Genomic DNA, 24361 nt, shown 5'->3' with positions numbered 1-24361 from the left:
CCGGGAAGCGGCAGTGAGCATGCTTGAAAGCGAGTCCCGTCGGGACTAGGCTTGGGCGATGGTCCGTCACTTGCATTCGGACCGTTCACTCGCGCGAGGCCCGTATGACCGCGAACGCTGCGCCATTCGATACCGAGTTGACCCGTGTGCTCGGCTGCCGTTATCCGATCGTCTCCGCGGGCATGGGCGGACCCGCGCGCGCGGAACTCGCGTCGGCGGTGTCGAATGCAGGTGGCTTCGGACTGCTCGGCATGGTGCGCGAATCGCCCGAGACGATCGCGAGCGAAGTCGCCGCCGTGCGCGCCGCGACGGATCGGCCATTCGGCGTCAATCTCATTCCGGCGGGCACGAAGCCCGGCCTGCTGGCCGCCGAACTCGACGCATGCCTCGAATTGCGCGTCCCGGCGATGTGCTTTTTCTGGGACGTGTACCCTGATATCGTCGCGCGTGCGAAAGACGGCGGCGCGCTCGTGCTGTATCAGGTCGGCTCGCTCGAAGACGCGTTGCGCGCGGAAAAGGCGGGTGCGGACGTGATCGTGGCGCAAGGCGTCGAGGCCGGCGGGCACGTGCGCGGCTCGACCGGCATCATGACGCTGCTGCCCGAAATCGCCGCGCATATCGGCGTGCCGGTGGTCGCATCGGGCGGCATCGCGACGGGCGCGGGGCTCGTCGCGGCGCTGGCGCTCGGTGCGAGCGGCGTGCATTGCGGCACCGTCTTTCTGCCGACGCACGAATCCTACGCGCACGACTATCACAAGCAACGCGTGATCGATGCGCGCGCGGGCGACACGGTCCACACCGACATCTACGCGATCAACTGGCCCGCCGGCTCTCCGGTGCGCGTGCTCGCGAACAGCGTGACGGATGCGGCGCGCGATCATCTCTTCGGCAACGATCCCTATGCGCTGCCGCGCGAGGTCATCGCGCATGACGAATGGGGGCCGGTCGAAAAATACAGCACGATTTCGCCGCTGCGCTCGACCACCGGCGACATGGAAAAGATGGCGCTCTTCGCGGGGGAGTCGTCGGCGCTGGTGAACGAGCGGACATCGGCGGGCGAAGTCATCGAACGTCTGATGCGCGAGGCGAACGAGGCGCTCGACGATCTGCTCGCGCGGCGCGAAAAGAGCCTGAACATCGGCGGCGGCGAGTGACGAACGGCCATCGGCCCGACAAGCTATCATGTGCGCATTCCAAAACATGCCGCACGGGCTGGAGAATCATATGGCTGGACCTCAGGAAAGCGTCAGCATGGCGTTGTTCTGCGACTTCGAAAATGTCGCGCTCGGCGTTCGCGATGCGAAGTACGAGAAATTCGATATCCGGCCGGTGCTCGAACGCCTGCTGCTGAAGGGAAGCATCGTCGTGAAGAAGGCCTATTGCGACTGGGATCGCTACAAGGGCTTCAAGTCGGCGATGCACGAGGCCAGCTTCGAAATGATCGAGATTCCGCACGTGCGCCAGTCGGGCAAGAACTCGGCCGACATTCGCCTCGTCGTCGATGCGCTCGATCTCTGCTACACGAAATCGCATGTCGATACCTTCGTCATCATCAGCGGCGACTCCGACTTCTCGCCGCTCGTGTCGAAGCTGCGCGAGAACGCGAAGAAGGTGATCGGCGTGGGCGTGAAGCAATCGACGTCCGACCTGCTCGTCGCGAACTGCGACGAGTTCATCTTCTACGACGACCTCGTGCGCGAGCAGCAACGCGCGATCGCCAAGCGCGAGCAGCGCGAATCGAAGCGCACGCCCGACGAGGAACGGCATCCGAAGCAGGAGACGGAATCGCGCAAGTCGCAGGCAATCGCGATCACCGTCGAGACTTTCGAGGCGCTCGCATCGGAGCGCGGCGAGAGCGGCAAGATCTGGGCGTCGGTGTTGAAGAGCGCGATCAAGCGCCGCAAGCCGGGCTTCAGCGAAACGCAATACGGTTTTCGCGCGTTCGGCAATCTGCTCGACGAAGCGCAGTCGCGCGGTCTGCTCGAAGTCGGCCGCGACGATAAATCCGGCGCGTTCGTGTTTCGCTCCGCGCAGTCCTCTCAGGTCGCGGCTGTGGATGTGAGGCAGGCCGAGGCGCAGGCCGTACCGAAAGAGCACGAAAGCGCGGGAAACAGCAGGCGACGCGAGAAACGCGGTGCGCGGAAAGCCGAGTTCGTGGCCGCGCCGGAGTCCGTCGTGTTCGAGGAAGAAGTATCGACGCCGGTCGTTCCGAAAGAGCACGAAGGTTCGGCGAACAGCCGGCGCAGAGAAAGACGAGGCGCACGGAAAGCGGCTCAGGCAGCCGCGCAGGAAGACGCCGTGTTCGTGGAAGAAGCGCCGATGCCGGTCGAACGCGAGATGTTCGAACCGCAGGCCGAACACGCGCCCGAGCCCGCACCCGCGCCCGCGCCGAAAAAACCCGCCGCGCCGCGTCGCGCGCGCAAGACCGCTGCGAAGCAGAGCGACGCCGATGCATCGAACGAGGGCGCCGCGCCGGTTTCCGAAGCGCAGAAGCCGCCGCGCAAATCGTCGTCGCGCGGCAGCCGTTCGCGCAAGGCTGTGGTCGAGTAACCCGATATCGCTTCAACCGGTACGCTGCTCCGCCGATACCGACGCCTCTCCTTGCTCACGCGCCGCCGCATGTTCTTCGGCGCGCCAGCGCTGCCGCGAGCGATACATCGTCGCGACCGCGATGCGCGCCATCTTCACCCAGCCCGAGTGGCGCGGGTCCGCGAGCATGCTGAGCGCGCGCGCGTAATCGAGCGTGAGGCCCGGTGTCCAGGCCATCGTGGCGGCGCGCTTTCGCACTTGCGCCGCGACCCATAGCTCGGGCGTCGCCATGATGCGCACGAGCGGCTTCCATCCGCCGCCCTTGCCCCATACGCGCGCCGACGCGCCCTCGATCGCCGCTTCCAGCGCACGCGCCACGGAGCTCGAGCAATTGCGATAAGTGAGGTTGTACGTCGTGTCGCGCTGATACGTCTGCCAGAAGCGCGCGAGCCTCACCGGATCGTAATTGCGGATGCGCACCTGCTGCGTCGACGGGCACCATGCTTTCGATTCGGTCTCGTAGTCGGGCTGAAAGAGGCCGGGCACGTCGTTCTCGCGTGTCGCGCGCAGCGTGCGGGTAAATTCGTTCGGCGAGCGGTCGATCTCGACCGCGGGATACAGGCTGATGTACACGCCTTCGGGCGTCTCCAGCGCCGCGTGGCCGGTCGAGATGGTGCCGTTCCTGTCGATGGCGGCGATATAGCGATCGACGATCAACTGCCGCTTCGTCTGCGATTTCGCCGTGCCGACTGGCGTCCACACGTGCACGGTCAGCGCGGCTTCATCGGGTGCGGGCGGGCCGTCCCAGACCGCGCCGGCGAACGAGGGCGCGGCGGACGCCGGTTCTTCCTGCGCAGTCGCATTCGCTTCGCCGTCGACGGCGGGATTCGCCGCCATGCGCCGCACGCGCGCCGCGAGCAGGATCATGTTCCAGCCGCCGAAGAAGAGGCCGAACGCGACGCAATAGGCGACCGTTCCCGCATAGTGATCGGGATAAGGCTGATAGAAGAAGATTGCGATGGCGATTTCGAGCACGCCGCCTGCCATCGCGAGGCGCCACTTTCGAAAGCGGACCACGCGCGCGGAGACGATCTGCAAGGCGCCATCGACAAGAAAGAGCGTGCCGAAGATGAGCGACAGCACGAAGTTGCCGTGCTCGCCGCCGAACAGCACGAGCAGCGCCGACAGGCAGAACGTCGTGCCTTTCACATAACGCAGCTTGCGCTGGCCGCCCATGCCGGTCCATGCGACGGCGAGCGTGGCGAGGCCCTCGAACAGCATCATCAGCGCGAAGGGCACGATGGGGAAGTAGAGCGAACCGTCGAGCGCATCGGTGAAGATGACGCCGCCGAGCGCGATGCTGAGCAGCCCGAGCGTCAGCACCGTGCGCCATCGCGTGCGCAGATAGTCGACGCCGAGCAGAATCATCACGAGCCGAACCATCGATTCCTCCGTCTGATCATTCGATGCCTTGCGCGGCACATGCGCAGCCACACACTATATAAGGCATTGACGGCGAAAGCGGCAAGAACGGGAAAACCACAGACGAAAGTGCGCGGCTGCCGTGCAGAAACACGACAGCCGCGCGCGGTCACGTCATTTATTGCACCGCATGCTTCGCGGCTTCTTCGATCACCGCCGCGACCTGCTGCGGCTTCGATTCGTACACGGAATGGCTCGCGCCCGGAATAACCGTCACGTGACTATGCGCGCGCTCGTAGTACCAGCGTTCGAGCTCCGGATTGATGATCTTGTCGCTGCCGGCCACGATGCCCCAGCTCGGCTTCGACGTCCACGCCGCGGCCGTCAGCGGCGTCGTGAAGACTTGCGCCGCCGTCAGAATCTGCGAGTGCGATTCGAACCGGGCTTGCCTGAGCGGCAGATCCGCGGCGAAGTCTTTCGGGAACACGGCGGGATTCAGATACGTGTAGCCATCCGCTGTCTTTTCTACGGCGTCCGTCTGCTTTGCGAGGAAGCTGGGCGTCTTCTTGCCGAGCGCGCCTTCATCCTCGCCGACGTTCGGCGCATGCGCCGCGACATAGACGAGCCCCGCGACCTTCGGATGCACGCCCGCTTCCGTGATGACCGATCCGCCATAACTATGGCCGACCAGGATCGCCGGACCGTTCTGCAGGTCGAGCACGCGTTTGGTCGCGGCGACATCGCCTTCGAGCGATGTCAGCGGTTCCTGCACCATCGTGACGTGATAGCCGTCGCGGGTGAGGATGTCGTAGACCGGCTTCCAACCCGAGCCGTCGACCCACGCGCCGTGAACGAGAACGATGTTTTTGACGGGCGCATGGGCATCGGCGGCCGGGGTGGCATCCTGAGCCATTGCGCCGGTCGATGCGAACATACCGGCCGACAGCGCCAGCATCGACGCTGCTTGAAAGAATCGCTTCATGAAAGACTCCGCTTGTGCGAATGAGAGATCGTCGATCCGGACGCGCGGATCAGCTACCGAAGAACGGCTGGCAGAAGTCGATCGGCCCGACGCACGTGTTGTTCATCGATGCATGCTTCGGCGCGCTCGATGCGCTCGTGCCGGTTTGCACGCCGCCGTATGCCTGCGCTGCGCCGGCATGTTGCGCGGAGACTTTCGCTTCCGCTGCCTGAATGTCCGACGGGTAGTACGGATCGCTCGCGAGCGCCGGGTTATAGCCTGCCTTTTCGACGGCGACGAGATCGGCGCGGACCTGTGCACGCGTGACGGGGGCGTTCGATTGCGCGAATGCGAGAGCGGGCGCAGCGAGCGTGGCGGCAACGAGGGTGAAGCTGACGAGATACTTTTTCATGTTCGACTCCTGGTGGATGATGATGTAGTTAATCGGGTATCCGAAATAAATATTGTTTTCGGTTTCCCTTGATAAGGCCGTTGGTCCGTGTTCATGCCGCGACCTTGACGACACTTTATCCACCGGAGCGCGCCTCGACTACACCTACGAAGGAGCGTGCCTGCAGCCGTTATCGGTGCATCGGCTAAACGTTCGGATGGCGCGCGTGGCAGCGCTTCAATCGTGCGGCTGCATTACATGCGACGTCCGGATGAGCCGTCTCATCCGCGCGTGTTAGGCGCTCATACGAAGGTGTTATCGCTTCGCCGATATCAAACCTTGATATAGGTTGACTCAACCATCAGGCGATGTCGTCAACCCTATGTACGGCTAGGCGCGTGGTTTCCGTTTGATTAACTTGGAGTGGTCGCGATGCCGGTCATCGATCGGCCGCACAGGCTTCAGTCAAGCAACGGACCTATCATGAATCTCAATCTCCTTTCGCATTCCGCGACGCCCGCGCGAGCGCCATTGATCGAACTGGAAGACCGATGGCGCAGCCCGGCCGCCGTCCAGCCCGCCCGGCGAATCACGATGGCGCGCTGGCTGCATCATGGCGAATCGCCGCTCGAAGTCTCCAGCGACGGCAACGGCGCGTTTCATTGCGTCAGCCTGAATCTGAAGTGCGCGTCGCTGATCTTTCATCATGCGGGTCGCAAACTGCTGCACGGGCGCGTGCCCGCGGGCGTCGTGCAGGTCACCGCGCCCGCGACACGCGTGAGCGCGGTGTTCCAGTCGGCGATGGATGTCCTGCATCTTTTCGTGCCGCAGGAAGCTTTGGCGGAGTGCCATGACGATCTATTTCATCGTCCCCATGCGGGCGATATCGTTCTCGACGATCCGAAGCTGATTCGCGATCCCGCGCTCGAACGGCTCGGCCAGACGCTCGCCGTGTGCAAGACCGAAGGCGCGGCGCTCGGCAGCATGTTCATCGAAAGTATTGGTCTCGCGATCGTGTCGCGGCTCGTCGCGCGTCATTTCGCGGCGCCCGTTGCGCGCGGGCGCGAGCCTTCGGCGTTGCCGCAATGGCGCATCAATCGCGTATCCGAATTCGTCGATGCGCATCTTGCCGAGAACATCAGCCTCGCGGATATCGCGTCGAGCACCGGTCTCACGCGCATGCACTTCGCCGCGCAGTTCCGCCGCGCGACAGGCATGCGTCCGCACGAGTACCTGCTGCAAAAGCGCATCGAGCGCGCGCAGCAACTGCTGCGCACGTCCAGGCACAGCATGCTCGATGTCGCGCTCTGCTGCGGCTTTCGCTCGCAGGCGCATTTCACGACGGTCTTCAAGCGACTTGTCGGCGCCACGCCGAAGCACTGGCAGACGAACACGCTCGACGCTGCGTGAGCGGATCGATCAACGACTTTCTTCGATAAGGAGCCGGACATGGCTGAAGCTGCAATCGCGCTCGATCCGTGGGCGCAAACGATCTTTCAACTCACGTCGCTGAATGACGGCGTGAACTTCGGGACGACTTCGGCAAGGCGTCCCTTCACGCAAACGGGCGAGCGCCGCGTGACCGTGAAGCTGATCGAACGTCCGTCGACCACGACGGCGACGATCGAATGGCGCGACTCGACGCGCTGCTGCTACGGCGATCAGGTGTGGCGTGCGATGCGCGCGCGCACTGCTGGCGTGTGCGCGATGAGTGGCCGCGAGATTCGCCCGGGCGACCATGTCTACGGGCCGAATCCGCGGCCGGTTCCGAGCAATGCGGGCGCGATGATTCTGGCGTCGGTGCTGGATCAGGCGACGTCGTTATGAATCGCTTGCGCTGCATGGAAAAACACCGCCTGCGAGGCGGTGTTTTCTTATGCGCGCCGCCGCGAACGACCGGTCATTCGCCCGCGTGCGCGCTGTCCGCAAGCTTGCCGCGAAAGACGTGGTACTGATAGAGGTTGTAGCCGATCATCACCGGGAACACGAGACCGATACCGATCAGCATGAACGCGAGCGTCGGTGCATCGGATGCGGCTTCGAGAATGCCGAGCTTGCCCGGGACGAAATCGGGGAAGAGACTGATCGCGAGCCCTGTGAACGAGAACACGAACAGCGCCACCGATGCGCGGAACGGCACACGCGAACTGCCGAGATACAGCGACGCCATGATGAACGCGAACGCAAGCACCGACGCGAGGCCGAGCGCGATCAGCACATGCATCACGGCCGGATGCGTCCAGCGCGCGTGACCGATATCGCTTGAAAACCACGTCGCGAGCGTCAGCAACGCCGCGGCAACGACGGTGAACATCGCGCTCAGCAGTGAAATCCGCCGCGCCCATTGCTCGACCATGCCCCAGGTCTTCCTGACGAGATACGTCGCGCCGAGCAGGCAATATCCCGCGACGACGCCGATCGCCGCAACGACGATGAACGCGAAGGCCGCCTTGCCCGGCGCGAGACCCGTGAGCACCTTTCCGAGCACGACGCCTTGCGAGAGCGCCGCAACGAGGCTGCCGATGCCGAACACCTTGTCCCACACCGGCCCGTGATCGACGCTATGGCGAAACTCGATCGCCGCGCCCCGCATGATCAATCCCGCGATGAGTGCCATCACCGGTAGATAGAGATGTTCCAACAGGAGCGCGTAAGCCGACGGAAACGCGCCGAAGAGCGCTCCGCCCATCACGACGAGCCACGTTTCGTTCGCGTCCCACACATGACCGATCGATTGAACCATCACGTCGCGGTCCGACGACTTGCGGCGAAAGAGCGTGAGGATGCCGACGCCGAGATCGAAGCCGTCAGTGATGACATAGAAGACCAGCATCAGGCCGATCAGGCCGAACCAGGTATCGGCGAGCATGGTGTGAACAGCGCTATTCATGAGTCGAGCTCCAAAGGCCGGTAACCTGCGACGTTCGCGGACGGCATGCTGGTGAGGTCGGGGCCGGCGTTCAGCCAGCGTCGCGCGAGCACGAAGAATGTGACGAGCAGCACGACATGGAACGCGAGGAACATCGCGATGCTCAAGGACACCGACGAAGCGGGGATCGTCGACACGGCATCGCGCGTGCGCAACAAACCGTAGACGACCCACGGCTGACGGCCCACTTCGCGCACGATCCATCCCGCTTCCACGGCGACATACGGCAACGGAATACAGAGCACCCACGCGAGCAGAAGCTTGCGTCTTGCGAGCAGCGCTTCGAGACGGCCGCGTGTTTTGCGCAACGCATACGCGGTCCAGAACGCGAGCAACATGAACGCGAAGCCGATGCCCGCCATCACGCGAAACGCGTAATAGAGCAGCCCGATTGCGGGTGGCTGATCGTCGCGTGGGAAATCGGTGAGGCCCTTCACTTGTCCATGCAGCGTGTGCGTGCCGAGCACGCTCAACATGCCGGGCACGTCGATGGACCAGTCGTTGCGCTGCGCGTTCTGGTCGGGCCACGCGAGCAAGGACCACGATGCGCCCGTGCCCGGTGCGTTCGTCGTCCAGTGGCCTTCGATTGCGGCGCCCTTGGCGGGCTGCGTTTCGAACACGCTCACGCCGCTCGAATCGCCGAGCCAGATCTGCAAGGGCGCGACGAACACGAGCACCACGAGCGCAAGGCGGAAAGAACGCACGAAGAACTCGGGATGACGCCGGCGATACAGATTCCACGCGGAAATGCCCGCGATCACGAACATGCCGGTTTCGATCGCGGCGACCCACATGTGCGAGACGCCCCACACCATGTCGGGATTGAAGATGGCGGCGAAATAGTTCGTCACGACGATCCTGCCATCGACGACGGCATAGCCCGCGGGCGTCTGCATCCACGAGTTCGCGACCATGATCCAGAACGCGGAGAGGCTGGAGCCGAGCGCGACCATCGATGTGGCGAACAGATGCACACCGCGCGACACGCGTCCCCAGCCGAGCAGCATCACGCCGACGAAGCCCGCTTCGAGCATGAAGGCCATCGCGCCTTCGAAGCCCAGAATGTTGCCGATGAACTGGCCGCTGTACCGTGAAAAGGCGGCCCAGTTGGTGCCGAACTGAAACTCCATCGGAATGCCGCTCACGACGCCGACCGCGAAGTTCAGCACCAGCAGCTTGCTCCAGAAGCGCGCATGCCGGTAATACGCGACGTCGCCGGTGCGTATCCACAGCGCTTCCACGAGCACGAGAAACGCGGACAGGCTGATGGTCAGGATCGGCCAGAGAATATGAAAGATCGCGGTCATCGCGAACTGCGCGCGCGACAGGTCGAGTACGTGATCAGGCATATTGGACGTCTTCGCGTTGAGGTTCGGCGACCGTGCGCACGACTCTCACGGGCACGGACTTGTATGACGGCGTACGGCTCTGCGGATCGAATGCGTAGAGCGGCACGAGCGGATTCACTTCCGGGTAGTACGCGCCGCAGCAGCCATCGGGCAGCGAGTATTCGACGGCCTTGAAGTTACGGATCACGCGCTCGATGCCGTCATCGGCTATCGCGAAGATATCGACGCGATCGCCCGCATTCAGTCCGCGCTTCTTCAGCTCGCGCGGATTCATGAAGATCACGTCGCGCTGGCCGAACACGCCGCGATAGCGGTCCGAATGCGAATAGAGCGTGGTGTTGTACTGATCGTGGCTGCGCATCGTCGTGAGCGAGAGCGCGTCGGGATCGTTCGGCGCGGGGTCTTCGTCGAGGCCGTCGAAGACGAGGAAGTTCGCGCGGCCGGTGTTCGTATTCCATACGCGTTCGCGCGCGGACGACGTCAGATGAAAGCCGCCCGGCACGCGAATGCGCGCGTTATACGCCTGAAAGATCGGGAACACGATCTCGATTGCATCGCGGATGCGGTCGTAGCTCGCGACGAGATGTTCCCACGGCACGCGCGACTTTGCGCCGAGCGTCGCGCGCGCGATGCCCGCGACGATGGCCGGCTCGCTCAGCAGATGCGGCGACGCGGGCTCGTTACGCCCGGCGGACGCATGCACCATCGACATCGAATCCTCGACGGTGATCGATTGCGGGCCATCCGCCTGAATATCGATTTCGGTGCGGCCGAGGCACGGCAGAATCAGTGCGTCCCGGCCATGCACGAGATGACTTCTGTTGAGCTTCGTCGCGATATGCACGGTGAGGTCGAGCTTGCGCATCGCGTTCTGCATGCGCGCCCAGTCGGGAATCGCGGCCGCGAAGTTGCCGCCGAGGGCGACGAATACTTTCGCTTCGCCGCGCATCATCGATTCGAGCGTGGCGACCACATCGTTGCCATGCTTCGTTGGCGGCGTGAAACCGAACGCGCGCTCGATGCCCGCGACGAGCTGCGCATTCGGTTTCTCCGTGATGCCGACCGTGCGATTGCCCTGCACGTTCGAATGCCCGCGCACCGGACAAATGCCCGCGCCCGGCCGTCCGACGTTGCCGCGCAAGAGCGCGAGATTCGCGATCTGCTGCACGGCTTCGGTGCCGCGACGATGCTGCGTGATGCCCATGCCGTACACGAGAATCGCATTGTCGGCGCGCATGTAGATGTTCGCGGCATTCGTGAGCGCGTCGCGCGTGAGGCCGGAATGCCGCTCGATCGCGTCCCAGCGTGTAGCGCGCAAATCCGCGAGCAATGCGTCGATGCCGTGCGTATGGCCTTCGATGAACGCGATGTCCAGCACGCGCGGCGCGTCGGCGAGCATGGCTTCATCGTCCGCTTCGACGATCGCCTTCATCATGCCCTTCAGCGCGGCCACGTCGCCGCCCACGCGCACCTGATAGAGAAACGAGCTGATGTTCGTGAAGCCGAGCGTCGCCATTTCCACGGGGTTTTGCGGCGATGCGAAGCGTTCCAGCGCGCGTTCGCGAAACGGATTGAACGATACGATCTTCGCACCGCGCCGCGACGCCGAATGCAGATCGCTCATCATGCGCGGGCTGTTCGTGCCGGGATTCTGGCCGAAGATGAAGATCGCGTCTGCATGTTCGAAGTCTTCGAGCAGCACCGTGCCCTTGCCGACGCCGATCGATTGCGGCAAGCCCACGCTCGTCGCTTCGTGACACATGTTCGAGCAGTCGGGAAAGTTGTTGGTGCCGAACTCGCGCACGAAGAGCTGATACAGAAACGCCGCCTCGTTCGATGCGCGCCCGGACGTATAGAAGTCCGCTTGATCCGGATGATCGAGCGCATTCAGATGACGCCCGACGAGCGCGAATGCCTCGTTCCATTCGATCGGCACGTATCGGTCGGATGCGGCTTCATAGACCATCGGATGCGTGAGACGGCCCGCCATTTCGAGGTCGTAGTCGTTCCACGCAGCAAGCTCGGACACGCTATGCTGCGCGAAGAACTCGGGCGTGCAGCGCATCGCGGTCGCTTCCCATGCGACGGCCTTCGCGCCGTTCTCGCAGAATTCGAACGACGACGTATGTTTCGGATCGGGCCACGCGCAGCCGGGACAATCGAAGCCCTGCGGCTGATTCATGTGCAGGAGCGTTTTCGCGCCGGACACGGGAATGCCCTGAATCTTCAGTGCTGCGCCCGTGGCCTTCAGCGCGCCCCAGCCGCCGGCGGGTTCGCTATAGATGCGGATAACTTTGTTTTCGCTCATGTCCTTCGCCTCGCAAACGATGCAATTCGTTGATTGCGATGATCGCCGTTCGGCGCGAGGCGGCTTTGCGTAATCGCGCGCCTCATTTGCGAAGCGCACGGGCGGGAGAGGGGCGTCGGCGCGGTTCCGTACGAACGTGCCGACGGCCGCGCTGGCATAAAGTTTCCCGCCCCCGGGCCGATAGCGCATAAGGAACCAGGCGCAGCGCACCGTCGCGGCACGGGCCACAGCCGAGTCGGGGCGCACGAAAAAGCAGTCGCAAAAGACTGATACGAAACGAGAGAGAGCCGATGACTGGTGTCTACAATCCGCTGCTGGTCTGTCTGTCGCTCGTGGTCGCGTTCCTCGCGTCCTACACGGCGATGGAGCTGTCCGGCGGCCTGAATGCGCTCGCGAGCGCGAAACGCCGCCCGGCATGGCTCGCCGGCGGCGCGGTGTCGATGGGCGTCGGCATCTGGTCGATGCACTTCATCGGCATGCTCGCGTTCTCGCTGCCTATTGCCGTCGGCTACGATTTTTCCATCACCGCGGCGTCGCTCGTCCTCGCGATCGGCGTGTCGTTCGTCGCGCTCGCCACCGCGAGCCGGGGCGCGCTATCGAGCTCGCGCCTCGTCGTGGCCGGCTCGATCATGGGCGTGGGCGTCGCCGCGATGCACTTCACCGGCATGCAGGCGATGCAGATGTCGCCGGGCATCGATTACACCGTATGGAAGCTCGTGCTCTCCGTGGCGGTCGCGATCGTCGCGTCGATGGCGGCGCTCTGGCTCGCGTTCACGCTGCGCGCATCGGATGTCGAGAACCTCGTCGTCAAGCGGCTCGGCGCGGCCGTCATCATGGCGATCGCGATCACGGGCATGCACTATCTCGGCATGGACGCGGCCAACTTCGCCTCGGGCAGCCTTTGCCTCGCCGACGCCAAGCTCGATGCGAACTGGCTCGCGCTCGTCGTCACGGCGATGTCGTTCACGGTGCTCGTCGGCACGCTCGCCTTGCTCGGCTTTCATACGAGCAGCCTGTCGATTTCACTGAAGCGCGCGAACCGGCAACTGCATTATCTCGGCACGCACGATGCCCTGACGAACCTGCCGAATCGTCAGCAGCTTTCGTTGCGCATCGCACAGGCAGTCGCCGACAGCGCGCGCCGCGCGTCGCCGTTCGCGGTGCTGTTCATCGATCTCGACGGATTCAAGTCGATCAACGATTCGCTCGGTCACGGCGTGGGCGACGACCTGCTGCAGGTGTGCGCCGAACGCTTGCGCCAGGACCTGCGCCATACCGATATGGTCGCGCGGCTCGGCGGCGACGAATTCGTGATCGTCGTCGAGAACGCGGCGGAGATATCGTCCGCCGTCGCGGTCGCCAATGGCGTGTTGCGGCGGCTGTCGCAGGAGATCGTCGTCAACGGCTTGCCGCTGCGCGTGAGCGCGAGCATCGGCATCGCGTTTCATCCGCGCGACGGGGCCAATGCGGAAGAAGTGCTGCATAGCGCGGACGCCGCCATGTACGCCGCCAAGCAGAGCGGACGCAACACGTACCGCGTGTTCGAGCCGCAAATGAATCACACCGCGCTCAGGTCGCTGATCCTGCAGCGCGACCTGCATCGCGCGTTGAGCGACGACGAATTGAGCCTGTCGTTCCAGCCGAAGTTCAGCGTCGCATCGCAATCGGTGACGGGCGTCGAGGCGCTGATTCGCTGGCGTCATCCAGAGTTGGGCGAGATCGCGCCGCTCGAATTCATACCGATCGCGGAGCGCTCGGGCCTCATCGTCGAGATCGGCGACTGGGTGTTGCGCGAAGTGTGCCGCAACATCGCGCGATGGGATGCCGATGGACTGCCCGCGATTCCCGTATCGGTGAATCTGTCGCCGATCCAGTTCAACGTGCCCGATCTCGTCGCGCGCATCGACGCTCTGATCGGCGCGGCGGGCGTCGAACCGTCGCGCCTGATGTTCGAGATCACCGAAACGACGGCGATGCAGAACGTCGAAAAGACGAGTCATACGATCGAGGCGCTGCAGGCGCGCGGCTATGCCGTGGCCGTCGACGATTTCGGCACCGGCTATTCGAGCCTCGGTTATCTGCAGCGCTTTCGCTTCGACCAGATCAAGATCGACGGCTCGTTCGTGCGCGATCTCGATGCCGCGGGCAAGCGCGGCAGCGCGTTGCTGTCGGCGGTCGTGACGCTGGCGCGCGCATTGCAGATCGAGGTCGTCGCGGAAGGCGTGGAGACGGAGTCGCAATTCCGCACGCTCGGTGAACTCGAATGTGATCAGATGCAAGGCTTCTTGCTGAGCCGGCCGCTGCCCGCGGCGGAACTTCCGGGGTTCTTGAGCGGGATGGCGGGACGTATCGTCGGGGCGGGGCGCGTGTGCGTCGCGCCTGCCGTGTAAGCCGCGATCTCCTCGGCCAGTTCGCGTGTCAGCGCGGTGAGTTCCGTGTTCTGTCGCAGCAACGTCTCGATCTGCGCCGCCTGATGCGCGAGCGCCTTGTCGCGCCGCTCGGCCGCGAGTGCGAGCGCTTCCCGGTGCCGCGCATCGGCATCGGAAAATGCCTTGTCGCGATCCGCCTGACGCGTCTGCGCGAGGAGAATCATCGGCGCGGCATAAGCGGACTGAAGACTGAACGCCAGATTCAGCAACACGAACGGATACGGATCGAAGTGCATCAGATGCGCCACGTTCAACGCGATCCATGCGAGGACGATCAACGTCTGCGCCACCAGAAACGTCGGCGTGCCGAAGAAGCGCGCGAAAGCCTCGGCCTTTAGCGCGAACCAGTTGTTACCGAACGCGCTAGCCAGATGCAGATGCGGCAACTGAAAGCGCAGATGATCGGTTGCTGAATCACGTTGGTCCTGTTCGATCTTCATGATGGTGATGAAAAGAGTGGGCGTGTGCGCATCGCACTCTACGTTCTTGCGCGCGCGAAGCGTTTGAAAAACGCACGCCGCCATACGGTGCAGCACGGCGCAAGTCCGTGAATCAGTCCGCCGTGCGTACGCTAAAACACCGGTCGCATCGACAAGACCCGCATTCGATCGCCATGAATACTCCTTCCATACGCGACACATCCGCCGCGTTATGCGCCGCGCCGTGCATGAACGGCGCCGCCTGATCCAGCATCTCGAAGGAGTCAAAGCAATGGCCACATTCACACTCAAAGACGGCACCGAACTGTTTTACAAGAACTGGGGCTCGGGCCAGCCCGTCGTCTTCTCTCACGGCTGGCCGCTCAACGCGGACGCGTGGGATTCGCAAATGATGTATCTCGCGGAACGCGGCTATCGCGTGATCGCGCATGACCGGCGCGGCCACGGCCGTTCCAGCCAGCCGTGGGACGGCAACGACATGAGCCGCTATGCGGATGATCTCGCCGAACTCGTCGATCATCTCGACGTGAAGGATGCCGTGTTCGTCGGCCATTCGACGGGCGGCGGCGAAGTCGCGCGCTATATCGGCCGTCATGGCACGAAGCGCGTGAAGAAGGCGGTGCTGATCTCGGCGGTGCCCCCGCTCATGCTCAAGACCGAAGCCAACCCCGGCGGCCTGCCGCTTTCCGTGTTCGACGATATCCGCAAGGGCGTCATCGGCAATCGCTCGCAGTTCTTCAATGATCTGGCGACGCCGTTCTTCGGCTTCAATCGCGAAGGCGCGAAGGTGTCGCAAGGCACGATCGACTGGTTCTGGCTCGCCGGCATGCAATGCTCGATCAAGAGCGCGTACGACTGCATCAAGGCTTTCTCGGAAACGGACTTTACCGACGACCTGAAGAAGATGACGATCCCGACGCTCGTGCTGCAGGGAGACGCCGACCAGATCGTGCCGATCGACGATTCCGGGAAGCTCTCCGCGAAGATCGTCCCCGATGGCTCGCTCACGATCATTCCCGGCGCGCCGCACGGCATGTGCACGACCCACGCCGATACGGTCAACGAGCACCTTCTCGCGTTCATCCGCAAGTGAAGGAGCGCGTCATGGTCAATACTTCGGAGTCTCGTCCGCCGTTTCCTCCGTTCTCGCGCGAGACGGCGATCGAGAAAGTGCGGCAGGCCGAGGACGGCTGGAATTCGCGCGATCCCGAGCGCGTGTCGCACGTCTATTCGCGCGATACGCAATGGCGCAATCGCGCGGAGTTCGTCCACGGACGCGAGGACGTGCGCGCGTTTCTGGATCGGAAGTGGCGCAATGAACTCGACTATCGGCTCATCAAGGAGCTATGGGCTTTCGGCGGAAACCGCATCGCGGTTCGCTTCGCCTATGAGTGGCGCGATGACGCGGGCAACTGGTTCCGTTCCTACGGCAACGAGAACTGGGAGTTCGGTCTCGACGGCCTGATGAATCATCGACACGCAAGCATCAACGATGTGCCGATCAAGGAAAGCGAGCGCAAGTTTCATTGGCCGCTCGGGCGAAGGCCGGACGATCATCCGGGCCTGAGCGAGCTCGGACTTTGATATCGCGAAGGACACGCTGCACGTATCGACGTGCAGCGTGTCATTGCATCGCGTCTTCCACCAGTTCGATCCAGTGACGCACGCCGGTGCGTCCCGCTCCCGCGAGATGCGTCTGACAGCCGATGTTCGCCGTGACGATCATCTCGGGCGCGCCGCTTTCGAGCGCGTCCAGCTTGCGGTCGCGCAGTTGCATCGATAGTTCGGGCTGCGTGATCGAGTAAGTGCCCGCCGAGCCGCAGCACAGATGCGCATCGGGGACGGCGGTCAGATCGTAGCCGAGACGCGTGAGAATTGCTTCCACCGCGCCGCCGAGCTTTTGCGCATGCTGCAGCGTGCAGGGACAATGAAACGCGATGCGGCGTCGCTCCGCGGACCTGAGCGCATCGAGCGGCTCCGCGCCCAGCACTTCGACGAGATCGCGCGCCAGTTCGCTCACGCGCGCAGCCTTCGCCGCGTATTGCGGATCGTCGCGCAGCAAGTGACCGTATTCCTTGATGAACGCGCCGCAGCCGCTCGCGGTCTGCACGATGGCTTCCGCGCCCGCTTCGATCGCGGGCCACCATGCGTCGATATTGCGCCGCGCGCGCATCAGTCCCGCTTCCTGCGCGTTGAGGTGATAGTCGGTTGCGCCGCAACAGCCCGCGCGTGGCGCATCGATCACGCTGATGCCGAGACGGTCGAGCACACGCGCGGTCGCCGCGTTGGTGTTCGGCGACAGGGAAGGCTGCACGCAGCCCTCGAGCATCAGCACGCGACGCGGGTGACGAGCGGCCGGCCGCGACTTGGCCGCGATGGTCTTCGCGGGAATCTTCTGGCGCAGCGTGGCCGGCATCAGCGGACGCGCGATACGGCCCGCCTTCAGCAGCGCATCGAACACGGCGGGGCGCGGTATCACATGACGCAAGCCGTGACGCAACATGCGCTCGCGTGCGGGACGCGGCACGCGACGCTCGAGTTCAGCGCGGCCGATATCGAGCAGCGCGTGATACGTGACGCCCGAAGGGCAAGTCGTTTCGCAGTTGCGGCACGTGAGGCAGCGGTCGAGATGCAACTGCGTTTTATCGGTGACGGGCTCGCCTTCGAGCATTTGCTTGATGAGGTAGATGCGCCCGCGCGGGCCGTCCAGTTCGTTGCCCAGCAACTGATACGTCGGGCATGTCGCGTTGCAGAAGCCGCAATGCACGCACGAGCGCAGGATGTCTTCCGCTTCCTTCGCACGCGCGAGTGTCTTTGCTTCGTCGCTGAGATTCGTTTGCATATCGATGCCTGTCGATAACGTCAGTAGTCGGCGTACATCCGGCCGGGATTGAACACGCCGTGCGGGTCGAGACGTTGCTTCAATTGCCGGTGAAAGCGCATGAGCGGCGCGGCGAGCGGATGAAACGGATCGGCTGCGGCGCCCGGCGTGAAGCACGTCGCGTGTCCGCCCGCCGCGCTCGCGATGCCGCGAATGACATCGGCGCTCGCATCGCTCTTGAGCCAGCGTTGCGCGCCACCCCAGTCGAGCATCACGGCGCCGGGCATCTCGATGAGCGGCGTATCGTTCGGCAAGGACAAGCGCCAGAGCGGGCGTTCGTCGCGGAAGAAGGACAGACGCTGATCGCGCAGAGCGGACCAGAACTGCGCGTCGAGATGTTCTCCGCCGATGCGGTCCACCGCCGCGCGCACCGAGCCCGCACCGCCTTCCAGGCGCACATGCAGGCGGCCATCGAGATGACATGCGCCGCTCACGGGCAACGCCGCCTTGCGCCATGAAGCAAGCTCGCGCATCGCCTCGGCCGCGTCGAGCGCGAGCGACAGACACCGCGTTTCACGCGGCTTCGGCAGCACTTTCAACGACACTTCCGTGATCAGGCCGAGACAGCCGAAGCTGCCGCTCATCAAACGCGAAACGTCGTAACCGGCGACGTTCTTCATCACCTGTCCGCCGAAACGCAGATGCTTGCCTTCGCCCGTGACGATGCGGCAGCCGAGCATGAAGTCGCGCACCGAACCGGCCCACGGCCGGCGCGGGCCCGACAATCCCGCAGCAACGGCACCGCCGATGGTCGCGGCTTCGTCGAAGGCGGGCGGCTCGCACGGCAGCATCTGGCCGGCTTCGTCGAGTATCGCGTTCAATTCGGCGAGCGGCGTGCCCGCGCGCGCCGTGACGACGAGTTCGCTCGGGTCATAGCTGACGATGCCGCGATGCGAGCGCGTGTCGATCTCGTCGCCGTGCACGGGCCTGCCGAGCTGCGCCTTGCTGTCGCCGCCGCGAATACGCAGTGACCGCTTTCGTGCAATCGCGTCTTGCACTTGATCGACGAGTCGCGCGCTGTCGTCGATGGAGATGAGGTCGCGTCGCATCAGAAGCGCTCCAGTTCGGGATGAGGCAGCGCGCCATGATGCACGTGCATCGCGCCGAACTCCGCGCAGCGATGCAGCGTCGGCACGTTCTTGCCGGGATTCAGAAGCCCCGAAGGATCGAATGCGGCTTTCACGGCATGAAAGAACGTGAGTTCGTCGCTGTTGAACTGGGCGCACATCTGATTGATCTTCTCGCGGCCGACGCCATGCTCGCCCGTGATGCTGCCGCCGACTTCGACGCACAGTTCCAGAATGCGCGCGCCGATCGCTTCGGCTCTGTCCATTTCGCCGGGCGCGTTGGCATCGAAGAGAATGAGCGGATGCATGTTGCCGTCGCCCGCATGGAACACGTTGGCGACGCGCAGTCCGTATTGCGCCGACAGATCCGCGATGCCGCGCAGCACGCGCGACAACTCGCGGCGCGGGATCGTGCCGTCCATGCAGTAGTAATCGGGCGAGATGCGGCCCACTGCCGGAAAGGCGTTCTTGCGGCCCGCCCAGAAGCGCTGGCGTTCGGCCTCGTTCGCGGCGAGGCGGATCTCCGTCGCGCCCGCCGTGCGCAGCAATGCTTCGACACGCGTGCAATCTTCGGCGACATCGGATTCCGCGCCATCGACTTCGCATAACAGCAGCGCTTGTGCATCCACGGGATAGCCCGCGTGGATAAAGTCCTCGGCGGCGCGGATCGCGAGGTTGTCCATCATTTCGAGGCCGCCGGGAATCACGCCTGCCGCGATGATCTGCGCGACGGCATCGCCCGCTTTCTCGATGTCGTCGAAGCTGGCGAGCAGGACCTTCGCGCTTTGCGGCTTCGTCAATAGCTTGACGGTCACTTCGACCACGACGCCGAGCATGCCTTCCGAACCGGTGATGAGCGCGAGCAGATCGAAGCCGGGCGCATCGAGCGCTTCGGAGCCGAGCGTGAGACGTTCGCCGTCGATCGTCACGATCTCCACGCGCAGGATGTTATGGACCGTCAATCCGTACTTGAGGCAATGCACGCCGCCCGCGTTCTCCGCGACGTTGCCGCCGATCGAGCATGCAATCTGCGACGACGGATCGGGCGCGTAATAGAGGCCGTGCGGCGCGGCGGCCTGCGAGATCGCGAGATTGCGCACCCCGGGTTGCACGCGTGCGATGCAGGCTTGGGCATCGACTTCGATGATGCGGCTGAATCGCGACATCACGAGCAGGATGCCTTTTTCAAGCGGCAACGCGCCGCCCGAGAGACCCGTGCCCGCGCCGCGCGCGACCACCGGCACGCCGTGTGCGTTCGCGTACTTGAGCAGCGTCTGAACTTCGTCGATGGTGCCGGGCAGCGCGACGAGCATCGGCGTGATGCGATACGCGGAGAGACCGTCGCATTCGAATGGACGCAGGTCTTCCTTCGCGTGCAGCAGTTGAAGATCGGGAAGCAGCGCGTGCAGATCCCGCACGATCGCGGCTTTGTCGTGATTGGCGAGCGGCCCGTCGAGCCTTTCGTCGTAGGCGTAGGTCATGCGGTGTCTCCTGTGGGACGCGGGTTCGTGCCCACGTGTGCTTTGTGGCGATTCTTCCGGGTCTCCGACATGATGTCGATGGATTTTCAACTGGTATTACCAGTTTTTGTGATGGACGGCTTTTACGCGGATCGATGAAACGTAGACCATGAAAAGACGCAAGACAGGCAGATGGCCGAGCGCCGTGCTACGATTTCGCAGTGGTAATACCAGTGGTGAGCGCGATGAAAGAAGCGGAAGAAAGCAAGCGAAAGCTGGCGGACGTGGTAGTCGAACGCATCGAGGCACTGATCGTCGATGGCGTGCTGAAGGTCGGGCAGACGTTGCCGTCCGAGCGGCGGCTTACCGAGAAGCTCGGCGTCTCACGCACGGCGCTACGCGAAGGGCTGAAGATTCTGCGCGCGAGGGGACTGATCGAAACCTCGCAGGGCAAGGGCTCGTTCGTCGCGAAGCTCACGGCCGAGCCCGCGCAATCGCCGATGATGCATCTGCTAGGATCGCAGCCGCGCACGCTCTACGATCTGCTGGAAGTGCGCGAGATGCTGGAGGCGGAGGCGGCGCGGCTCGCCGCATTGCGCGGCACGCAGGCCGATCACATCATGATCCGGCGGCGCTACGAAGAACTCGTCGCCGCCGATACGCACGACACCGATGCCTCCACGCATGCGCGGCTCGATCACGCGTTTCATCTCGCGATTTGCGAGGCGTCGCACAACGCGGTGCTCGTGCATACGCTCGGCATGCTGAACGATCTGATGCTGAGCGCGGTGTTCGCGTCGGTGAACAATCTCTATCATCGCGAGCCGCAGAAGCGTCAGATCGATCGACAGCATGCGCGTTTGTATAACGCCGTTACCGGCAAGCTGCCGGAGCAGGCGCGCCGTGCGGCGAGTCTTCATGTCAAGAGCGTGCGTGAGAGCCTCGCCGAGATCGAGCAGGAGGAAGAGCGGCTGGTGCGCTCGACGTTGCGGCTGGAGGGATGGGCGTGAGGGTGTCGGGATCGTAGCCGGCGAACCTTATGTGAGACGTAGTTGAGCGGGATACTCGTCTCAACAATCCGCCTCACCATGCTCCACCCCCACGAGCCGCGCCCCGAGCCGCCTCGCAAGCGCCTCGCCGCCACGCTGCATCACGTAATCGTGATTCCACTTGAAGACCGGCCGCGCAATAGGCGCAAGCAGATTCATCCATCCGCGTCCGGTTCGCACGCGCCACTCATATCGCACGATGGTGACACCATCCCGCGATGAAAAGCGCCATTGCCCCGAACCTTCGACATCGCCGCTCGCTTCCCCTTCGAGCGACACGAGCGGCTCGACGCGCGTGACGCGCATGTCGAAGCGCACGCGATACGGCAGGCGCCCCTTCCATGTATATCGATGCAGCGCGCCGACACCATCGCGCGCGCCTTTCTCCACTTCGATCACCCGTTCGACACACGCCCACCATTGCGGCCACGCCGCCGGATCATGGATGGCGTCCCATACCGACCGAAGCGGCGCCGCGATCTTCCAGACGGTAACGAATCGATATTCGCTCGCGTGCACGATCGCCTCATTTTCCCTTCGAGTTCTGCGCGATCGCTTCGTCGGTTTCCCAGCCGCCGCCGAGCGCGCGGAACAGGTTGACCTGATCGATCGCGACCTGTCCTTCGGCGGCCGCGACCTGTGCCGCGACGCCGGTCAATGTGCGCGTCGCGTCGAGATCGTTGAGAAAGGACTCGCGGCCCGCGCGATACAACTGGTTGGTTTCATCGGCCGACTGGATCGCGGATTTATACGCGGTGCGCAATGCATCGGCGCGCGTGGTGTCGGATGCGTAGGTCGCGAGGCTGCTCTGCGTTTCCTCCAGCGCCTTCAGCACGACGCCGTCGAAACGTGCGAGCGCGCCGCTCGTCGACGCTTCGGCCTGATGCACGCGGGCGCGCTGACCGTTGATCGGAAAGCTCCAGCTGATGAGCGGCCCGAACGCCCAGCGATTCGTATTCGCGCCGAACAGGTCTTCCACGACGCCGACCGAACCCACCGACGCACCCAGACTCACCGACGGATACAAGGCCGCCGTGGCAACGCCGATGCGCGCCGTGGATGACGCAAGCTGTCGCTCGGCCTGCCGCACATCGGGGCGGCGCTTGAGCAACGCCGCGCCATCGCCGACAGGAATCGGCGCGCGCAGTTTCGGCAGCTTCTTGCAGGCGAGGGCGGCCTTCGGCAAGTCGGAAGGCGCACGCGCGAGCAGCATCGCCAGCCGATATTGCGCGACACGGCGGCGCGCGACGAAACGCGGAATGTCGGCGGCGAGCGTATCGGCCTGAGTCTGTCCGCGTGTGACTTCAGACTGATTGCCACGGCCCGCGTCGCGCAGACGCTGCGTGAGCTTCACGCGCTGTTTCTGCAAGTCGAGCGACTTTCGTGCGATATCCAGCTCTTCGGCCGCCGAGCACGATTCGACATACGCGCGCACGACATCCGCGACCACCGTGACGCGCGCAAGGTCCTGCGCGGCTTCGACGGCTTCATCGTCCGCGTTCGCCGCTTCGACGCCGCGCCTGAGCTTGCCGAACAGATCGATCTCGTACGAAATGGAAAGATCGAGCGCGCCTTCGTTGACGACCGGAATCTTCTCCGTCAACAGATACTGCTCCGCCGATTCCTGCGCGCGCTGAAACGCCGCCGATGTCTTGCCCGAGAACCCGCCTTGCTGATTCGCGAAATCGACTTCGGCGCGCGAGCGTGCGAGATTCGCGGCGGCCACGCGCAGATCGGTGTTCGATGCGAGCGCGGCGGTCACGAGTTGATCGACGACGGGATCGTCATAGAGGCGCCACCATTTGGCCGGCACTTCGCCTTGCGTGACGGGCGCCTGATTCGCGCCATCGATGGCCGCGTTCGCATAGGGCGCGTTGACCGCGGCGTTCCCGGGCAGCGTGTAGTTCGGTCCGACCGTCGTGCAGCCGACGAGCACGATGGCGGACGAAGCAGCGAGGGCGATCGCTTTCATTGCGACGCGCCCGACACGCTCGAAGTCGGCGCGGGCGCGGAAGCAGGCGACGTTTCCGACGCCGCGCGCTTGCCGATCTTCGGCCCGATGCCGCGCACCGACACCGTCGCGGTGCGGCCCGCGATCATGCGAAAGTCCGCGGGAATTTCATCGAGCGTCACGCGCACCGGAATGCGCTGCGCGAGACGCACCCAGCTGAACGCGGGATTCACGTTCGGCAGAAGACTGGAGCTTTGCTGACGGTCGCGATCCTCGATTGCCGCGACGATGCTCTGCACATGTCCGCGCAGGATGCCGGCCTCGCCCATCACCTTGATATCGACTGGCTGGCCGATATCGATGCCGCCCAGCTTCGTTTCCTCGAAGTAGCCATCGACGCGGAACGAATGCATATCGACCACCGACAGCACCGCGCGTCCCGACGCCACGTATTCGCCCACGCGCGGCGCGCGATCGTTGAGATAACCGTCGACGGGACTGAGAATCTCCGTGCGCTGCAGATTGAGGCGCGCCGTATCGATCGCGACTTCGGCATCGGCGAGCGCGGCGGTTGCCTGCTGGACGCGCGAATGCGTCTCCTCGACCACTTCCCGCGCGACGAGATTGCCGAGCGCGCGATTGCGCGTATCTTCGCGGCGCGCCTGATCGAGCGTCGCCCGCCGTTGCTGCGCGGTCGCCTGCGCATTGCGCAGCGCGAGCGTGTAACGCGCCTGATCGATCACGAAGAGGACATCGCCTTTCCTGACCTGCTGGTTGTCCACGACCTTCACGTCGGTGATGAGGCCGGACACGTCGGGCGCGACCTGGATCACGTCGGCGCGCACGTGACCGTCGCGCGTCCACGGCGCGAACATGTAGTAATCGACGAGCTTCCACAACACGACGCACGCAATCGCGACGACGATGAGCGTAAGCAGAATCTGCCCGAGGGAGAACCAGGTTTTTTTCACGAGATGAGCCGCTGCGAAACGATGACGACAAAGCCCAGCACCAGAACATAGATGCCGAGATCGAAAATGGAACGGTGCCACACGAAGCGATAGAAGCCGACGCGCGCCAGCACGGTGCGGATCGCCAGATTCAGAAGATAGGCGATGAACATCAGCACGAGCACGGCGGGCACGAACACGCCGAGAATGTCGATTTCGCCGATCATGTGTTGCGGTCCGATGAA

Annotated in this window: 21 protein-coding genes and 1 pseudogene; 8 read left to right on the top strand and 14 right to left on the bottom strand. The window is 64.0% G+C overall.

What is annotated here, in order from left to right; genetic code table 11:
- The first annotated feature begins 104 nt into the window (after positions 1-104).
- Both ACEN42_RS28355 and ACEN42_RS28350 read left to right on the top strand, forming a co-directional pair.
- On the top strand, positions 105-1154 hold the full coding sequence (locus tag ACEN42_RS28355; RefSeq protein WP_371883825.1) for an NAD(P)H-dependent flavin oxidoreductase: 1050 nt from the start codon (positions 105-107) through the stop codon (positions 1152-1154).
- Between the two features lie 70 nt (positions 1155-1224).
- Positions 1225-2550 carry an NYN domain-containing protein gene (locus ACEN42_RS28350; protein WP_371883824.1) on the top strand — a complete coding sequence of 442 codons (1326 nt, stop codon included), beginning with the start codon at positions 1225-1227 and terminating at the stop codon, positions 2548-2550.
- A gap of 12 nt (positions 2551-2562) precedes the next feature.
- On the opposite strand, the gene ACEN42_RS28345 is transcribed toward ACEN42_RS28350, so the two are convergent.
- From ACEN42_RS28345 to ACEN42_RS28335, 3 genes are all read right to left on the bottom strand, one after another.
- The gene (locus ACEN42_RS28345) at positions 2563-3972 is read right to left on the bottom strand and encodes an HdeD family acid-resistance protein (RefSeq protein ID WP_371883823.1); all 1410 of its coding nucleotides are present in this window, start codon (positions 3970-3972) and stop codon (positions 2563-2565) included.
- 157 nt (positions 3973-4129) lie between these two features.
- Positions 4130-4933, bottom strand: a complete 804-nt coding sequence (locus ACEN42_RS28340; RefSeq protein ID WP_371883822.1) for an alpha/beta hydrolase — start codon at positions 4931-4933, stop codon at positions 4130-4132.
- 49 nt (positions 4934-4982) lie between these two features.
- On the bottom strand, positions 4983-5324 hold the full coding sequence (locus tag ACEN42_RS28335) for a DUF4148 domain-containing protein (protein WP_371883821.1): 342 nt from the start codon (positions 5322-5324) through the stop codon (positions 4983-4985).
- Positions 5325-5786: 462 nt separating this feature from the next.
- Here ACEN42_RS28335 and ACEN42_RS28330 point away from each other — a divergent pair, with 462 nt between their 5' ends.
- Positions 5787-6713, top strand: coding sequence for a helix-turn-helix domain-containing protein (locus ACEN42_RS28330; RefSeq protein WP_371883820.1), 927 nt, complete (start codon positions 5787-5789; stop codon positions 6711-6713).
- A gap of 39 nt (positions 6714-6752) precedes the next feature.
- Positions 6753-7130 carry a DUF3331 domain-containing protein gene (locus ACEN42_RS28325; protein WP_187604087.1) on the top strand — a complete coding sequence of 126 codons (378 nt, stop codon included), beginning with the start codon at positions 6753-6755 and terminating at the stop codon, positions 7128-7130.
- A gap of 73 nt (positions 7131-7203) precedes the next feature.
- On the opposite strand, the gene ACEN42_RS28320 is transcribed toward ACEN42_RS28325, so the two are convergent.
- The 3 genes from ACEN42_RS28320 to ACEN42_RS28310 are packed head-to-tail and all read right to left on the bottom strand — an operon-like array spanning position 7204 to position 11889.
- Positions 7204-8193, bottom strand: coding sequence for a cytochrome d ubiquinol oxidase subunit II (locus ACEN42_RS28320; RefSeq protein ID WP_371883819.1), 990 nt, complete (start codon positions 8191-8193; stop codon positions 7204-7206).
- Positions 8190-9581 carry a cytochrome ubiquinol oxidase subunit I gene (locus ACEN42_RS28315; protein ID WP_371883818.1) on the bottom strand — a complete coding sequence of 464 codons (1392 nt, stop codon included), beginning with the start codon at positions 9579-9581 and terminating at the stop codon, positions 8190-8192. The genes ACEN42_RS28320 and ACEN42_RS28315 overlap by 4 nt, the downstream gene beginning before the upstream one ends.
- Complete coding sequence (locus ACEN42_RS28310) at positions 9574-11889, bottom strand: FdhF/YdeP family oxidoreductase (RefSeq protein WP_371883817.1); 2316 nt, start codon at positions 11887-11889, stop codon at positions 9574-9576. The genes ACEN42_RS28315 and ACEN42_RS28310 overlap by 8 nt, the downstream gene beginning before the upstream one ends.
- Positions 11890-12179: 290 nt before the next feature.
- Between ACEN42_RS28310 and ACEN42_RS28305 the strand changes: the two are divergent.
- A pseudogene (locus ACEN42_RS28305) lies at positions 12180-14270 on the top strand (putative bifunctional diguanylate cyclase/phosphodiesterase); the annotation flags it as partial.
- Here ACEN42_RS28305 and ACEN42_RS28300 read toward each other — a convergent pair.
- Entirely contained in the window at positions 14159-14758 is a 600-nt protein-coding gene (locus tag ACEN42_RS28300; protein WP_371883816.1) for a DUF1003 domain-containing protein, read from the bottom strand. The pseudogene ACEN42_RS28305 and the gene ACEN42_RS28300 overlap by 112 nt on opposite strands.
- A gap of 271 nt (positions 14759-15029) precedes the next feature.
- Here ACEN42_RS28300 and ACEN42_RS28295 point away from each other — a divergent pair, with 271 nt between their 5' ends.
- On the top strand, positions 15030-15851 hold the full coding sequence (locus ACEN42_RS28295; RefSeq protein ID WP_371883815.1) for an alpha/beta fold hydrolase: 822 nt from the start codon (positions 15030-15032) through the stop codon (positions 15849-15851).
- 11 nt (positions 15852-15862) lie between these two features.
- Positions 15863-16342, top strand: a complete 480-nt coding sequence (locus tag ACEN42_RS28290) for a nuclear transport factor 2 family protein (protein ID WP_250485464.1) — start codon at positions 15863-15865, stop codon at positions 16340-16342.
- Between the two features lie 40 nt (positions 16343-16382).
- On the opposite strand, the gene glcF is transcribed toward ACEN42_RS28290, so the two are convergent.
- The 3 genes from glcF to glcD are packed head-to-tail and all read right to left on the bottom strand — an operon-like array spanning position 16383 to position 20187.
- Positions 16383-17600 (bottom strand): glycolate oxidase subunit GlcF, encoded by a 1218-nt coding sequence (gene glcF / locus ACEN42_RS28285; protein WP_371883814.1) that lies wholly within the window; start codon positions 17598-17600, stop codon positions 16383-16385.
- Positions 17601-17620: 20 nt separating this feature from the next.
- Positions 17621-18688 (bottom strand): glycolate oxidase subunit GlcE, encoded by a 1068-nt coding sequence (gene glcE / locus ACEN42_RS28280; RefSeq protein WP_371883813.1) that lies wholly within the window; start codon positions 18686-18688, stop codon positions 17621-17623.
- Complete coding sequence (gene glcD / locus ACEN42_RS28275; RefSeq protein ID WP_371883812.1) at positions 18688-20187, bottom strand: glycolate oxidase subunit GlcD; 1500 nt, start codon at positions 20185-20187, stop codon at positions 18688-18690. Before glcD ends, glcE begins: the two co-directional genes overlap by 1 nt.
- 224 nt (positions 20188-20411) lie before the next feature.
- On the opposite strand from glcD, the gene glcC reads away from it, so the two are divergent.
- A complete protein-coding gene (gene glcC, locus ACEN42_RS28270) occupies positions 20412-21176 on the top strand; it encodes a transcriptional regulator GlcC (RefSeq protein WP_187604097.1) in 765 nt (254 codons plus the stop codon).
- A 60-nt stretch (positions 21177-21236) separates the two neighbouring features.
- Here glcC and ACEN42_RS28265 read toward each other — a convergent pair whose 3' ends face one another.
- The 4 genes from ACEN42_RS28265 to ACEN42_RS28250 are packed head-to-tail and all read right to left on the bottom strand — an operon-like array spanning position 21237 to position 24343.
- Positions 21237-21734, bottom strand: coding sequence for an SRPBCC family protein (locus tag ACEN42_RS28265; RefSeq protein ID WP_371883811.1), 498 nt, complete (start codon positions 21732-21734; stop codon positions 21237-21239).
- Between the two features lie 7 nt (positions 21735-21741).
- Positions 21742-23187: an efflux transporter outer membrane subunit gene (locus ACEN42_RS28260; RefSeq protein ID WP_371883810.1), complete on the bottom strand. Its 1446-nt coding sequence runs from the start codon at positions 23185-23187 to the stop codon at positions 21742-21744.
- Positions 23184-24137: an efflux RND transporter periplasmic adaptor subunit gene (locus ACEN42_RS28255; protein ID WP_371883809.1), complete on the bottom strand. Its 954-nt coding sequence runs from the start codon at positions 24135-24137 to the stop codon at positions 23184-23186. Before ACEN42_RS28255 ends, ACEN42_RS28260 begins: the two co-directional genes overlap by 4 nt.
- Positions 24134-24343 carry a DUF1656 domain-containing protein gene (locus ACEN42_RS28250; protein ID WP_035503993.1) on the bottom strand — a complete coding sequence of 70 codons (210 nt, stop codon included), beginning with the start codon at positions 24341-24343 and terminating at the stop codon, positions 24134-24136. Before ACEN42_RS28250 ends, ACEN42_RS28255 begins: the two co-directional genes overlap by 4 nt.
- Between the last annotated feature and the right edge of the window lie 18 nt (positions 24344-24361).

The organism is Caballeronia sp. S22 (assembly GCF_964261745.1).
GTDB classification, from domain to species: Bacteria; Pseudomonadota; Gammaproteobacteria; order Burkholderiales; family Burkholderiaceae; genus Caballeronia; species Caballeronia jiangsuensis.
Note: the sequence above shows the minus strand (reverse complement) of the source record. Positions and strands in the feature narration are given on the sequence as shown.

What these genes read in the sequence shown, in the direction of transcription:
- ACEN42_RS28355 (WP_371883825.1), top strand. Translation starts at nt 105, where the DNA reads ATGACCGCGAACGCTGCGCCATTCGATACCGAGTTGACCCGTGTGCTC.
- ACEN42_RS28350 (WP_371883824.1), top strand. Translation starts at nt 1,225, where the DNA reads ATGGCTGGACCTCAGGAAAGCGTCAGCATGGCGTTGTTCTGCGACTTC.
- ACEN42_RS28345 (WP_371883823.1), bottom strand. Translation starts at nt 3,972, where the DNA reads ATGGTTCGGCTCGTGATGATTCTGCTCGGCGTCGACTATCTGCGCACG.
- ACEN42_RS28340 (WP_371883822.1), bottom strand. Translation starts at nt 4,933, where the DNA reads ATGAAGCGATTCTTTCAAGCAGCGTCGATGCTGGCGCTGTCGGCCGGT.
- ACEN42_RS28335 (WP_371883821.1), bottom strand. Translation starts at nt 5,324, where the DNA reads ATGAAAAAGTATCTCGTCAGCTTCACCCTCGTTGCCGCCACGCTCGCT.
- ACEN42_RS28330 (WP_371883820.1), top strand. Translation starts at nt 5,787, where the DNA reads ATGAATCTCAATCTCCTTTCGCATTCCGCGACGCCCGCGCGAGCGCCA.
- ACEN42_RS28325 (WP_187604087.1), top strand. Translation starts at nt 6,753, where the DNA reads ATGGCTGAAGCTGCAATCGCGCTCGATCCGTGGGCGCAAACGATCTTT.
- ACEN42_RS28320 (WP_371883819.1), bottom strand. Translation starts at nt 8,193, where the DNA reads ATGAATAGCGCTGTTCACACCATGCTCGCCGATACCTGGTTCGGCCTG.
- ACEN42_RS28315 (WP_371883818.1), bottom strand. Translation starts at nt 9,581, where the DNA reads ATGCCTGATCACGTACTCGACCTGTCGCGCGCGCAGTTCGCGATGACC.
- ACEN42_RS28310 (WP_371883817.1), bottom strand. Translation starts at nt 11,889, where the DNA reads ATGAGCGAAAACAAAGTTATCCGCATCTATAGCGAACCCGCCGGCGGC.
- ACEN42_RS28300 (WP_371883816.1), bottom strand. Translation starts at nt 14,758, where the DNA reads ATGAAGATCGAACAGGACCAACGTGATTCAGCAACCGATCATCTGCGC.
- ACEN42_RS28295 (WP_371883815.1), top strand. Translation starts at nt 15,030, where the DNA reads ATGGCCACATTCACACTCAAAGACGGCACCGAACTGTTTTACAAGAAC.
- ACEN42_RS28290 (WP_250485464.1), top strand. Translation starts at nt 15,863, where the DNA reads ATGGTCAATACTTCGGAGTCTCGTCCGCCGTTTCCTCCGTTCTCGCGC.
- glcF (WP_371883814.1), bottom strand. Translation starts at nt 17,600, where the DNA reads ATGCAAACGAATCTCAGCGACGAAGCAAAGACACTCGCGCGTGCGAAG.
- glcE (WP_371883813.1), bottom strand. Translation starts at nt 18,688, where the DNA reads ATGCGACGCGACCTCATCTCCATCGACGACAGCGCGCGACTCGTCGAT.
- glcD (WP_371883812.1), bottom strand. Translation starts at nt 20,187, where the DNA reads ATGACCTACGCCTACGACGAAAGGCTCGACGGGCCGCTCGCCAATCAC.
- glcC (WP_187604097.1), top strand. Translation starts at nt 20,412, where the DNA reads ATGAAAGAAGCGGAAGAAAGCAAGCGAAAGCTGGCGGACGTGGTAGTC.
- ACEN42_RS28260 (WP_371883810.1), bottom strand. Translation starts at nt 23,187, where the DNA reads ATGAAAGCGATCGCCCTCGCTGCTTCGTCCGCCATCGTGCTCGTCGGC.
- ACEN42_RS28250 (WP_035503993.1), bottom strand. Translation starts at nt 24,343, where the DNA reads ATGATCGGCGAAATCGACATTCTCGGCGTGTTCGTGCCCGCCGTGCTC.